Genomic DNA, 13680 nt, shown 5'->3' on the forward strand with positions numbered 1-13680 from the left:
TGTAGGGATACAGACAAAAAATAAGGAAATTGATGATGTGGGAAATGATTCAGACCCAGATTCAGCAAGGTGTCGCCACTTTAAGTTTTAACCGCCCAGATTCACTCAACAGTTTCAACCGGCAAATGCATGAAGAAGTCCAGCAGGTACTGAACAGTTGGAATACGAATCCAGACATTCGGGTAATTGTGATTCGTGGTAATGGCCGGGCATTTTCAGCAGGACAGGATCTAAAAGAACGTGCTGGGCAGCTCGGCAATGTGCCTTTACCACCAGAGGGTTCGCTGGCCAAATATTATAATCCTTTGATTAATCTGATCCGCAAAAGTCCCAAACCGGTGATTGCAGCGGTAAATGGTGTGGCTGCCGGTGCAGGGGCTAATATCGCGTTGGCTTGTGATCTGGTCATTGCCAAGGAAAGTGCCAAATTTATTCAAGCCTTTTCTAAAATTGGCTTGATTCCCGATGCCGGCGGTACCTGGATGTTGCCGCGTTTAATTGGTTATGCACGCGCTATGGCACTGACTTTACTCGGTGAACCTGTGTATGCCAAAGACGCGGCTGAAATGGGCATGATCTGGAAAATGATCCCTGATGCAGAATTTGATGCTTATATCGATGACCTTGCACAGCGACTAGCACAACAGCCAACTTATGCGCTGGCTTTAACTAAACAGGCGCTGCAACGCAGTGCGGAAAATAGCATAGACCAGCAACTGGAGCTGGAACAAAACCTGCAATATCTAGCCTTGAGTAGTCAGGACTACAAAGAAGGTGTACAGGCCTTTGTTGAAAAACGCCCCGCACAATTTACCGGACGCTAAGGAGAGCATTCATGAACATTCAAACGCGTATTACCGAGCTTTTAGGCATTCGCTATCCGATTATTCAAGGCGGCATGATGTGGGTCGGTACCGCAGAAATGGCCAGTGCAGTCTCCAATGCAGGTGGTTTGGGAACCCTGACAGCATTGACTCAACTGACGCCTGAAGCCTTGGTCAAGGAAATTGCACGCTGCCGAGAAATGACGGATCAGCCTTTTGCTGTGAATCTGACTTTATTGCCCGCTGTAAACCCACCGCCGTATGCCGAATATCGACAGGCCATTATTGAAAGTGGGATCAAGATAGTAGAAACGGCAGGCAACAAGCCGCATGAACATATTGAAGCCTTTAAACAGCATGGCATCATTGTGATTCATAAATGTACCTCGGTTCGTCATGCACTTTCAGCACAAAGAATCGGCGCGGATGTGATCTCGATTGATGGTTTTGAATGTGCCGGCCATCCGGGTGAAGATGATATTCCCGGACTGATTCTGATTCCAGCAGCCGCTGATCAACTCACTGTACCGATTGTAGCCAGTGGTGGTTTTGCGGATGGTCGTGGTTTGGTGGCAGCACTTGCTTTAGGTGCAGAAGGCATCAATATGGGAACACGTTTCTGTGCCACACAAGAAGCGCCGATCCATCCAAATATCAAGCAGTTTTATGTCGACAATGATGAAAGGGCAACGCATCTACTTTACCGCCAGTTCAGAAATACTGCACGTGTTGCGAAGAATGCAGTATCTGATCTCGTCGTTAAAATGGGTGAAGATCCAAATCTGGAATTTGAACAGATTCGACCTTATGTCAGTGGCTTAAAAGGTAAGCTGGCTTTGGAAAATGGCGATGTAGATGCAGGCGTACTGACAGCAGGTCAAGTGATGGGGTTGATCCATGACATTCCAACCTGTCAAACGCTGATTGACACTATCATGCAAGAAGCAGAACAGATTGTTCAGCAACGTTTGGCTCAGTTTTTCCCGCGCTAGATCGCTTTATTTTAATCATTTAATCAAAAGCCATTCATTACCGAATGGCTTTTTTATACCAAAGTTTTAATTTTTAAATGTGATTTTTTATGTCATGACTAGATTTTATCCATGAACTTATATTATATTCGATCTAAAACATAATTTCGTATTATGAAATTAATTGTCATAAATATACAAATTAGAACTCATACAAGGGAATTACGATGAGAAATTATATTGCGCCATTAAAAGACATGAAGTTTGTGCTGAAAGATCTGCTCAATGTTGAACAGAAATATGAAGGCTATGCAAAGTTCGCAGACAAAGTTTCTATGGATATTATGGAACAATATCTGGAAGTCGCTGCGGACTTTTGCCAAAACGAACTTCTACCGATTAATGCAACAGGCGACCAGCAAGGCTGCCGTTTGCAGGATGGCGTCGTAACTACACCGGATGGTTTTAAAGCGGCTTATGACAAATATGTAGAACTCGGCTTTACCTCATTAACTGGCGATGAAAAATATGGTGGCCAAGGCTTCCCGACCTTATACCGTATTGCCATTTCTGAAATTATTACGGCGACCAACTGGTCTTGGGGTATGTACCCAGGCCTGTCTCATGGTGCGATGCGTACTTTAGAACATCACGGTAGTGATGAACAAAAACAGAAATTCCTGGTGCCTTTAATTGCAGGACGCTGGACCGGAACCATGTGTTTAACTGAATCACATGCCGGTTCTGATTTGGGTCTAATCCGTACCAAAGCGGTGCCAAATGAAGATGGCAGCTACAGTATCAGCGGTGAGAAAATCTTTATTTCTGCAGGTGAACATGACCTGGCTGAAAATATCGTGCATATCGTATTGGCTCGTTTACCGGATGCGCCTGCAGGTACTAAAGGTATTTCGCTGTTTATCGTGCCTAAATTCAATCTGGATGAAGCTGGAAATGTGGCTTCACGTAATGGCGTGGTGTGTAGTGCGATTGAACACAAGATGGGTATTCATGGCAATGCGACCTGTGTACTGAATTTTGACAATGCCAAAGGTTTCCTGATCGGGCCTGAAAACCGCGGTTTGAACTGCATGTTTACCTTTATGAACTCTGCGCGTATTGGTACAGCCATTCAAGGTTTGGCTGCAGCTGAATCTTCTTATCAAGGTGCATTGGCTTATGCCAAAGACCGTCTGGCCATGCGTTCACTCGAAGGTGCGAAAGAGCCAAACCTGCCTGCGGATCCAATCATTGTGCATCCGGCAGTGCGTAATATGCTACTGACTCAGAAAGTATTTGCTGAAGGTTCACGTGCCTTGGCTTATTATCTGGCGACTTATGCTGATATTGCTGAAGCAACAGATAATCCTGAAGAGAAGAAAGCCGCAGAAGATCGTCTGGCATTATTAACCCCAATTGCTAAAGCATTAATGACCGAAACAGGTGTAGAAGCGGCCAAACATGGTATGCAGGTTTTTGGTGGACACGGCTATATTGCTGAACATGGCATGGAACAGATTGCCCGTGATGCACGTATTGCCAGCCTCTATGAAGGCACTACTGAAATTCAATCAATCGACTTACTGGCACGTAAAGTACTAGGTTCAAAACTAGGTTTGTTGACTGCCTTAACTGATGAAATCCAAGGTTTTGTGAAAGAGCATCAGCAACATGCCCAGTTTAACCAGCAAGTGGCACAAGTGAGTCAGTTGACTGAGCAATGGCTAGAATTAACCAAAACGATTCAGGCTCAGGCACAACAGTCTGCAAATGAAATCGGTGCGGCATCAGTCGATTACTTATACTTCTCTGGTTATGTGGTGTCTTCGTATTTATGGCTGAAAATGGCGATTACGGCGCAGCAAAAAATTGAAGAGGGCAATACCGATCCGTTCTATGCAGCGAAGATCAAAACCGCGCAATTCTTCTTTGCACGTATTCTGCCAAGAACTTCAACTCACGTTGCCAATATTCAGGTCGGTGGTGAGAGCCTGTTCCTGCTGACTCCTGAAGAGTTTAAATTCGATTAATCCTTTTACCCACGATCAATCTCTCGATCGTGGGTCTTTTTTTCTTACTACTTTTTTTATCCTGCACAAAACTCGATATCGATGGGTACTTTTCAGTATTACATCGGCCATAAAACAACAAGATCAGGAGTCTATATGGATTTAGACACGATTACACGACAATGTCCTTATGGTGATCAACAACTCACTTATTATGAAGTCGGACAGAAATCCTCATATCCCACCATTATTCTGATTCATGGCACAGGTGGAAATACCGACAAACATTTCAGTTATATTTTCCCCATGCTCGGTATTCATCAGCGGGTTTTATCCATTGATTTGTATACCCCGGATAAAGCCGATCTGGCAGTGACTGATTTTAGCCAGCAAGTTGAAGCACTGATCCAGCATGCAGTTGCAGAAGGTGAAACAATTACTGTGGTAGGTTATTCACTTGGTGCCGTGATTGCTGCACAAGTAGCCGCGAGTCTTAAACAACGTGTGGCACGTTTGATTCTTTTAGCTGGTTGGGCAAAAACCAGTTCAGTCCAACAACTGCGAACCACGATCTGGCAACAGTTATTTAATGATCAATCTGCAGCATTGCCGCATTTCGTGAATTATTGCCTATATAGCGATGACTATCTGTCAGCTCGTACTGAAAAACAGGTGCTTGATCTGGCACGTTTCGTCAAACCTTCTCAAGATGCAGCTAAACAGCGTGAACTGAATTATCGCATTGATATCACCGCCATTTTGCCGGACATCTCTGCTGAGACCTTGATCGTGGCCTGTCGTGAAGATCGTATGGTGCCTTTAGCGCAAGCAAAATTACTCTTTGCTTCGATTCAGAATAGCCGTTATATCGAAATTTCTTCGGGACATGCGATTCATATTGAAGCACCAGCGGAAGTGGTGCAATTGATCAACCTGTTTAGCCAGCATCCAGAGCAGTATCCGGCGAATCAAAAAATCCAGCCCATGATGCCTTAAAAAAGGAGAAAAATAATGCAAGCTCAAGGACAGCGCAGCAAGATTTTAATTGTAGGCAGCGGTTTTGGTGGCCTAGGAATGGCGATCCGTCTTAAACAGCAGGGCATTCACGATTTTAAAATCATTGAACGTGCAGCAGAAGTAGGTGGCACATGGCGGGATAATACTTATCCCGGAGTCGCCTGTGATGTACCGTCACATTTATATTCTTTCTCGTTTATTAAAAATCCCAACTGGTCACGTGTCTTTCCGCAAGGGGCAGAAATTCAGCGCTATTTGATTCAATGCTGTGATCAGGAAAATATCCGGCCACATATTGATTTTCATACACAACTGGAAAAAGCCAGCTGGAATACCGAAAAACGTAGCTGGAATATTCAGACCTCTAAAGGTGTTTATGAAGCGGAATTTTTAATTACCGCTACTGGGCATCTGGCAGATGAACATCTCCCGCAAATTCCGGGACTAGAAGAATTCCAAGGTCAGGTGATGCATTCTGCACGCTGGAATCACGAAGTTAATCTGGATAATCAGCGCGTCGTTGTCGTAGGTTCAGGGGCTTCTGCTATTCAGCTTGTACCGGAAATTGCCAAAACAGCAAAAAGTCTGACCGTATTGCAACGCAGTGCACCGTATATTTTGCCGCGACCAGACCGACCTTATTCTGAGTCAGAAAAACAGCTCTTCCGCAAAGATCCGGACAGCATGTCAGCGTTAAGACATTCCTTGTTCTGGGGTAATGAATACAATTTTGCCCAGCGCCGTAATCTGAAAAGCCAGATCGAGCGGGTCAAGAAAAATTGTCTGCAATTTTTAAAACATCAGATTTCAGATCCTGAATTACAGCAGAAACTCACACCGAATTATGAACCGGGCTGCAAGCGTTTATTGCTGTCCAATGATTATTATCCGACTTTTCTAAAACCCAATGTCACGCTTGAAAATTCAGCTTTGGCTGAAATTACGAAAGACGGTGTAATCAGTAAGTCCGGCAATGAATTCCCTGCAGATATCATCGTATTCGCCACCGGGTTTGAAGCGGCACGTCCACCCTATGCGGCAAAGGTGGTAGGTAAACAGGGTTTAAGCCTGGAGCAGCAATGGTCTAGTGGTATGCAGGGTTATCAATCTACGACCGTCCATAACTTTCCAAACTTGTTTATTCTGAATGGTCCAAATACCGGAAGTGGGCATAACTCAGCACTTTATTTCTTGGAGACCCAATTTGATCTGGTACTGGACGCCTTGCAGTTTTTTGAACAGGAACAGATTCAGGTCTTTGAAGCTGATCAAGATGCTGAAAATGCCTATATGCAGGAGTTACAGCAGCTTTCCCAAGGCAGTGTCTGGTTATCAGAAAGCTGTAAAAGCTGGTATCTGGACCCGCTGAGTCGCAAGCTGACTTTGGTCTGGCCAGATTATGCGCATTCATTCAGAGACAAAAACCAGCATTTTATTCGCAGCGGTTATCACTACCAGTACATCGAAGCAATGCAGCAGAAAGTGGTGTAAAGATCAATCAGGAATAATCGGAACTTCAGAGTTTCAACATACAAAATAGAATCAAATTAAAAGAAAGGAGTGTTGTCATGAACAGCCAGCCATGGATGGAAGAATATAAAAAATGGAACGTCAATCCGGAATTTACCCGGCCTGACCCTGATAAAACTTTGAGCACGACAATTGCTGAGAATCTACTTAAGTTCAAAGATAAGACTGCTTTCTTTTATCTGGATCGAAAGTTCAGCTATCAGGAGATTGATGTTTATAGCCAGAAGCTGGCTACTTACCTACAGAATCTAGGCTTGGCGTCCGGTAGCCGAATCGCGGTGATGTTACCGAATATTATTCAATATCCAATTGCGACTTTTGCGATTATTCGTGCGGGTTATATTCTGGTCAATGTAAACCCGATGTATACCCAACGCGAGCTGTATCATCAAGTACAGGATTCAGGGGCAGAGGCCTTGATTATTCTGGGTTCAACTTTGGAGCAATTGAATCAATTAGATGAATGTCCTGCGCTGAAATATGTGATTTCTACCCATCCACTTGATTTCATTCAGGATCAGCCGATATCAATTTATAGCCAAACGGCGCAATATCCAGAAAAACAGTTTTCTGACTTTAAGCAGGCCATTGACCAGGTACAGGTGATTGATTTTGAAGCCCCTGTACAGCAGCAGGAAGATACCGTTATTCTGCAATATACCGGTGGAACTACAGGGGTTTCCAAAGGGGCTGAGCTCAGTCATCGCAATATCTTATTTAATATCGCCCAGAACAGTACGGTGTTTATCAGTCATTTTGGGGACCGCTATGCGACTGAAGATGAATATGTGTTTTGTGCCTTGCCGCTGTATCACATTTATGGTTTTACCATCTGCCTGTTCAGTTATGGTCTGAGTCGCGGTTTTGCCAATGTCCTGATTCCAAATCCAAGAGATCTGGATGCACTGGTAGATCAATATCATAAGCATCCTCCGACGGTGTTTCCGGGCGTGAATACCATGTTTAATGCATTGGCTCATCATCCACGTTTCCGCGAGCTGGATCACTCACGCCTAAAAACCACGACAGGCGGCGGTGCATCTGTTTTAAAAAACACGGCAGAATTATGGTGCGAAGTCACAGGCTGTCATATCTATGAAGGCTACGGTCTTTCTGAAACCTCACCAACGGCAACATTTAACCCGCCTTTAAGCAAGCGCTTTAGCGGTAGTATTGGCTTGCCATTGGCAGGCACAGAAATTCAGATTCTGGATGATGAAGGAAAACCTGTAGCACTTCATCAGGCTGGAGAAATTGCTATTCGCGGCCCTCAGGTGATGAAAGGTTACTGGAAGCAACCGGAAGCAACAGCACAGGTATTTACCAAAGATGGTTTCTTCCTGACAGGTGATATCGGCTGTATGGATGAGCAGGGTTATATCACCATTCTGGACCGTAAAAAGGACATGATTCTGGTCTCGGGCTTTAATGTCTATCCAAATGAGTTGGAAGGCGTTTTATCCAAACATCCGAAAATTCTGGAATGTGCCGTCATTGGAGTGGATGATGAAAAATCTGGACAAGTTCCGAAAGCCTTTATTGTAAAACAGGATACCAGTCTGACCGAGAATGAAGTTATGACCTATCTGAGACTACAACTGACCAGTTATAAGCTGCCAAAATATATTGAATTTGTGTCTGGATTGCCGAAATCCGCAGTCGGTAAAATTCTACGTCGTGAGTTGCCTAAAACCGTGCAGCCGGATGCCAAAGCCTGTTAAGGAATGACATAGTCAAAATAAAAAAGGAATCGAAAGATTCCTTTTTTTATTGCTGAGCAGTTTAGCGCTGCTGAATGACTTTTTTGTTTTTCAATTCTTGCATTTCATCAGGGCTTAAATACTGGCTCAAGATGGCGTCGGTATCTTCACCCAGACACGGTGGTGCTTTTTTATATTCTACCGGGGTCTTGGAAAGTTTAATTGGCGAACCAATCGAGGTGTAATCGTCACGTAGAGTATGCGGCATATGAATGACCATTTCACGCGCCAGAACCTGTTCTTCTTCCAAAGCCTGTTTCAGGTTATTGATCATGCCCACTGGAACTTTGACTGCATGAATCAGATCTACCCAGTGTTTTGCCGGTTGAGAGTAGAAATGAGCCTGTAAAAGGGTGGTCAGTTCTTCACGATGTGTAACCCGGCCTGAATTCTTCAGGAAACGCGGATCTTCTGCCACTTTGGTCAAACCTACAGCCTGACACAGTGCTTGAAATTGCAGATCATTCCCGCAGGCAATAATAAATTCACCTTCCTGTGCTTTAAAAACCTGATAAGGCACGATATTGGCATGAGCATTACCGAAGCGGCCCGGGACTTTACCTGAGGTCAGATAATTCATGGCCAAAACAGAGAGGGAAGCGACTTGGGTGTCTAGCAGTGCCATATCAATGTGCTGACCTTCACCAGTTTTTTCACGGGACAATAAAGCAGCTTGGATCGCAATTGCGGCATATAAGCCAGTAGTCAGATCAGCAAAGGCCAGACCTGCTTTTTGCGGGCCACCCCCTGGCAGGTCATCACGTTCCCCCGTAACACTCATCATGCCACCCATACCCTGAACAATGAAGTCATAGCCAGGTTCTTGAGCACGAGGACCATTTTGCCCAAAGCCGGTAATGGAACAGTACACCAGCCGCGGATTTATCTGGCTCAGACTTTCATAGTCCAGACCATATCTTTTCAACGAACCCGCTTTATAGTTCTCAATAACTACATCGCTTTGTTCTGCGAGTTTCTTGATAATGCTTTGACCTTCCGGGGTAGATAAATCTACGGCAACCGAATGCTTACCACGATTGGCTGAAAGATAGTAAGCCGATTCATGGGTATCTTCCTGCTGATTATTTTTAAGCCAAGGTGGTCCCCAGATGCGTGTGTCATCTCCATGATCAGGCTTTTCAATTTTAATCACTTCTGCACCCAGATCAGCCAAAATCTGGCTACACCAAGGACCAGCCAAAATCCGGCTTAAATCCAGTACACGAAAGCCTGTTAAAGCACCCATCGTTACGCTCCTTGTTCGATGTTATTTAGATTGCATGTCATTCTAATAATCGCTTTAAAGCTATAGGAAAATGGAAAAACAATCAACTTTATGATACTTAATTTCGCCTAACAAAATAAAACATCTAAAATGATTGAAAAATCATCCTAACTTCTTTAGCCTGATGACGAGAATAAATACGATTCAAAAATAACAGGAGAGGGAAAAGTCTCGGGAATGAGACTACAAGAACAGGAGTAAGTACTGTGCTTTGAAAACGGATCGCGCTTAAAGCGCATGCATACAGAAGTGTGCATACACAAGATCAGAATGAAAAAACCTAAGGATAGGAATAGAGATTTAAATATGACGGAATTAGTAAGAGAACAAGTTTTAGAAAGAGAACTCGCAAAGATAAAACCCACCACCAAGCGAACCCAGCAGATTGCCTTTGTCTTTGCCTTTTTGGCACTCTTGGTCGATGGCGCAGACATGCTACTGCTATCCTTCAGCTTAAACAGCCTGAAAGCAGAATTTGGTTTAAGTAATTTACAAGCCGGTACCTTGGGCAGTTTTACACTGGCAGGTATGGCGATTGGCGGTTTTATTGGTGGATGGGCGTGAGACCGTTTAGGCCGGGTACGTACAGTCGTTATTTCAATTCTGATCTTTTCAGTATTAACTGCAGCCTTAGGCTTTACCCAAAACTATGAACAGTTCGCCGTACTACGTTTCCTGTCTGCGTTTGGGATCGGGTCTTTATATATTGCAGCCAGTACACTGATGGCTGAATATGTACCAACCAAATACCGGACTACAATTTTAGGCACATTACAGGCAGGTTGGACCGTTGGCTATATCGTAGCTACTGTATTGGCAGGTTGGATTATTCCTGAATATGGCTGGCGTACACTGTTTTTTGTCGCGATTATCCCATCCGTTATGGCGATTTTTATCCAGAAACTGGTTCCTGAACCAGAATCGTGGCAGCGTGCAAGATTACTGCGTTTATATGCACCCGCTGAAGTCACTACCAAACAACCTGTTAAGAAAAGTACCGTCAAAGAAATCTTTGCAGATCCTGCAAATCGCAAGATGTTTATTTTATGGATTTTCACGGCTGGTTTTCTGCAGTTTGGCTATTACGGTGTAAATAACTGGATGCCAGCTTATCTAGAATCTGAATTACATATGAACTTTAAATCAATGGCGGGCTATATGATCGGGACTTATGTCGCCATGATTTTTGGTAAAGTTCTGGCCGGTTTTGCTGCAGACCGTTTAGGTCGACGCGCCGTTTTCTCGTTTGGCGCGATTGGTACAGCGATTTTCTTACCGGTAATTGTGCTGTTCAACACCCCGGATAATATTGCCTATCTGCTGATTTTCTTTGGCTTCCTCTATGGTATTCCGTATGCAATTAATGCCACTTATATGACCGAAAGCTTTGCCACTTCGATCCGCGGTACAGCCGTCGATGGTGCTTATAATGCAGGGCGTATTGGGGCCATGTTTGCACCTGCGATTATTGGTGCAGCAGCGAGTGGTGGTTCAATTGGTTTGGGCTTCTTGATTATGGGCGGTGCCTATTTCTTGTGTGGTGCAGTATCCGGGATCTTTATCAAAGATCGTCAATACGACCCACAAAAAGCATAATGATCTTTTAAACAATGATGTTAAAAATGAGCCTCATAAGGGCTCATTTTTTTTCTATTTAATTTAAAAATAAGATGTCTATTTTTTATTGATCCGGCTCTTTTTGCAGATGAATACTTTTTAGTCCATCATTTACTTTATTGAGTAAATGAATCAGGGTAATCACATCATCAAAAGCCAGTTTATTTAAGGCCTGTCCATAAAACTCAAAAAAATCATCCTGCAGGCTATCCCAGGTCTGAAAACCTTCAGTGGTGAGCGCAACAATTTTGGCACGGCGATCCTGTTCATTGATAACACGCTCTACCAGTCCATCACGTTCCAGTCGTTTTAAGACAGCATCCAGATTTTGGCGACTCACACCCAGATATTCGGTCAGATCTGAAAAAGACATACCAGATTTAACTTTAGGACGAGACAGGGCACCCAGCACAGCCCAATGCACAGGAGATATTTTTAGCTCATTTAAGCACTTTCGATCCAGACTGTTTCCCACCTGAAACAGACGGAAAAACAGCCGGTTATGAGCGGAATATAAGGATTGATCATATTTTTTTGACAAAGTATCACTCACTATATGCAACATCCTCAAAACTGAAATAGCTAAACGGCGCAAAGTATAACCTATCGCTTTTTCGCATAATTCAATTTCTTTTATAATTTGTTTTAAAAATCATAGTGTTTTAGCAGAAATCTGCACCTTTAAATTCTGTACTAAGCAGTTGAATCATTCCAAATATCTCTCTTGATATTCACGGTCTCAGTTCGTTCCCTAGCTGAATATCAAGGCAGCCATCTAGCAATCTAAAGAAATAAAACATCCTTCATGAAACAGAAATAGCTTAGTTATAAGCTGGGGCTAGATATGGGCTACTCTAAAGAAAAAAGTTAATATAGGTCAATACATTGAATAAATAAAATTATTAAGTAGTTGTTATATATATATTTATAGAAATATAAATATTATTTTATGTAAATATATTGACATAAATCTAATCTCTTTCTATTTTAGATAAAACACACCGAATTAGAACAACAGCCGATTAAATTCGACAACAAATAGCGTAGGGATAAAACAATGAAAGGATTAAAAGATAAGGTCGTGATTGTGACAGGTGGTGCTGGCGGAATTGGTTCCGCAACCTGCCGACGTCTGGCTGAAGAAGGCGCAAAAGTTGCCATTTTTGATATGAATCTGGAAGCTGCCGAGAAGCTGGCAAATGAAATTAATCAATACGGTCAGGCGTTAGCAATTCAGTGTGATATTACCCAAAGTGACATCGTTGAACAGGCGGTTCAAAAAACAGAAGATGAATTGGGTCCGATCGATGGACTGGTGAATAATGCCGGATGGGACATTTTCAAACCTTTCATCAAAAGTACGCCTGATGAATGGCAAAAACTCATCCAGATCAATCTGGTTGGTATGCTGAATATGCACTTTGCTGTGCTGAAAGGCATGGTCGAGCGTAATGCTGGCAGCATCGTTAATATTGCCTCAGATGCGGCTCGTGTCGGCTCTTCAGGCGAAGCAGTTTATGCAGCTTGTAAGGGAGGATTGCTATCTTTCTCCAAAACTCTGGCACGCGAACATTCACGCCACAACATCAAAATTAATGTGATTTGCCCAGGACCGACGGATACGGCCTTACTGGCAGGTGTAACTGAAGGTGCATCAAATCCGGAAAAATTACGTGAAGCCTTTATTCGTGCTATTCCACTGGGCCGTTTGGGTCAACCAGATGATTTAGCCTCTGCGATTGCCTTTTTCTTGAGTGAAGATGCCAACTTTATTACCGGACAGGTGCTTAGTGTCTCTGGCGGTCTGACCATGAACGGTTAAAGCATCAAATTAATTAACACTAAATTAGATAGATAAAAACAGTACAGGACGTAATGAACATGAATTTTGAAGATATCTTATATGAAGTTAAAAACGGTGTAGCCTGGATCACGATTAACCGTCCAGAAAAAATGAATGCCTTTCGTGGTACAACCTGTGACGAACTGATTAAGGCCTTAAACAAAGCTGGTTATGACCGTAACGTTGGTGTGATTGTATTGGCTGGCGCAGGTGAAAAAGCCTTCTGTACTGGTGGTGATCAGTCTGCGCATGATGGCAATTATGACGGTCGCGGTACCATTGGTTTACCGATGGAAGAATTGCATACCGCCATTCGTGATGTTCCAAAACCGGTAATTGCGCGCGTACAAGGTTATGCTATTGGGGGGGGTAATGTACTGGCCACCATTTGTGATCTGACGATCTGTTCAGACAAAGCTATTTTCGGTCAGGTCGGACCAAAGATGGGTTCAGTTGATCCAGGCTATGGCACAGCATTTTTAGCGCGCGTCGTGGGTGAGAAGAAAGCCCGTGAAATTTGGTATATGTGCCGCCGTTATTCTGGTCAAGAAGCGGTTGAAATTGGCTTGGCCAATAAATGTGTGCCGGCAGATCAACTCGATGCAGAAGTTCAGGCATGGGGCGAAGAAATCTGTCAGCGTAGTCCGACCGCAATCGCGATTGCCAAACGCAGTTTCAATATGGATACCGCACATCAGGCAGGGATCGCTGGCATGGGCATGTATGCGCTAAAACTTTATTACGATACTGAAGAGTCTCGTGAAGGCGTGAATGCATTGAAGGAAAAACGTCAGCCTGAATTCCGTAAATATGCCAAATAAGGA

The 13680-nt window shown here is 43.6% G+C and carries 10 protein-coding genes and 1 pseudogene; 9 read left to right on the forward strand and 2 right to left on the reverse strand.

Features of this window, described 5'->3' with window-relative positions; translation table 11 throughout:
* Positions 1–32 precede the first annotated feature (32 nt).
* The 6 genes from AC4MCC_RS07505 (at position 33) to AC4MCC_RS07530 (ending at position 8072) form a co-directional block, all read left to right on the forward strand.
* The gene (locus AC4MCC_RS07505; protein ID WP_491885056.1) at positions 33–824 is read left to right on the forward strand and encodes an enoyl-CoA hydratase-related protein; all 792 of its coding nucleotides are present in this window, start codon (positions 33–35) and stop codon (positions 822–824) included.
* Between the two features lie 11 nt (positions 825–835).
* Positions 836–1816 (forward strand): NAD(P)H-dependent flavin oxidoreductase, encoded by a 981-nt coding sequence (locus AC4MCC_RS07510; RefSeq protein ID WP_491885057.1) that lies wholly within the window; start codon positions 836–838, stop codon positions 1814–1816.
* 206 nt (positions 1817–2022) lie between these two features.
* Positions 2023–3825, forward strand: coding sequence for an acyl-CoA dehydrogenase C-terminal domain-containing protein (locus AC4MCC_RS07515; RefSeq protein WP_491885058.1), 1803 nt, complete (start codon positions 2023–2025; stop codon positions 3823–3825).
* Between the two features lie 135 nt (positions 3826–3960).
* Positions 3961–4800, forward strand: a complete 840-nt coding sequence (locus tag AC4MCC_RS07520; RefSeq protein ID WP_491885059.1) for an alpha/beta fold hydrolase — start codon at positions 3961–3963, stop codon at positions 4798–4800.
* A gap of 15 nt (positions 4801–4815) precedes the next feature.
* Positions 4816–6312, forward strand: a complete 1497-nt coding sequence (locus tag AC4MCC_RS07525; RefSeq protein ID WP_491885060.1) for a flavin-containing monooxygenase — start codon at positions 4816–4818, stop codon at positions 6310–6312.
* 77 nt (positions 6313–6389) lie between these two features.
* Positions 6390–8072, forward strand: a complete 1683-nt coding sequence (locus AC4MCC_RS07530; protein ID WP_491885061.1) for an AMP-binding protein — start codon at positions 6390–6392, stop codon at positions 8070–8072.
* Between the two features lie 61 nt (positions 8073–8133).
* Here AC4MCC_RS07530 and AC4MCC_RS07535 read toward each other — a convergent pair whose 3' ends face one another.
* Positions 8134–9357, reverse strand: coding sequence for a CaiB/BaiF CoA transferase family protein (locus AC4MCC_RS07535; protein ID WP_491885062.1), 1224 nt, complete (start codon positions 9355–9357; stop codon positions 8134–8136).
* A 345-nt stretch (positions 9358–9702) separates the two neighbouring features.
* On the opposite strand from AC4MCC_RS07535, the pseudogene AC4MCC_RS07540 reads away from it, so the two are divergent.
* A pseudogene (locus tag AC4MCC_RS07540) lies at positions 9703–10992 on the forward strand (MFS transporter).
* Positions 10993–11077: 85 nt separating this feature from the next.
* On the opposite strand, the gene AC4MCC_RS07545 reads toward AC4MCC_RS07540, so the two are convergent.
* Positions 11078–11566 carry a MarR family winged helix-turn-helix transcriptional regulator gene (locus AC4MCC_RS07545; RefSeq protein WP_180192242.1) on the reverse strand — a complete coding sequence of 163 codons (489 nt, stop codon included), beginning with the start codon at positions 11564–11566 and terminating at the stop codon, positions 11078–11080.
* A 504-nt stretch (positions 11567–12070) separates the two neighbouring features.
* Between AC4MCC_RS07545 and AC4MCC_RS07550 the strand changes: the two genes are divergently transcribed.
* Both AC4MCC_RS07550 and badI read left to right on the forward strand, forming a co-directional pair.
* Positions 12071–12835: a glucose 1-dehydrogenase gene (locus AC4MCC_RS07550; RefSeq protein ID WP_180192243.1), complete on the forward strand. Its 765-nt coding sequence runs from the start codon at positions 12071–12073 to the stop codon at positions 12833–12835.
* A 59-nt stretch (positions 12836–12894) separates the two neighbouring features.
* Complete coding sequence (gene badI, locus AC4MCC_RS07555; protein ID WP_180192244.1) at positions 12895–13677, forward strand: 2-ketocyclohexanecarboxyl-CoA hydrolase; 783 nt, start codon at positions 12895–12897, stop codon at positions 13675–13677.
* The last annotated feature ends 3 nt before the right edge of the window (positions 13678–13680 follow it).

It is taken from the genome of Acinetobacter sp. CAU_H_56, from assembly GCF_058599425.1.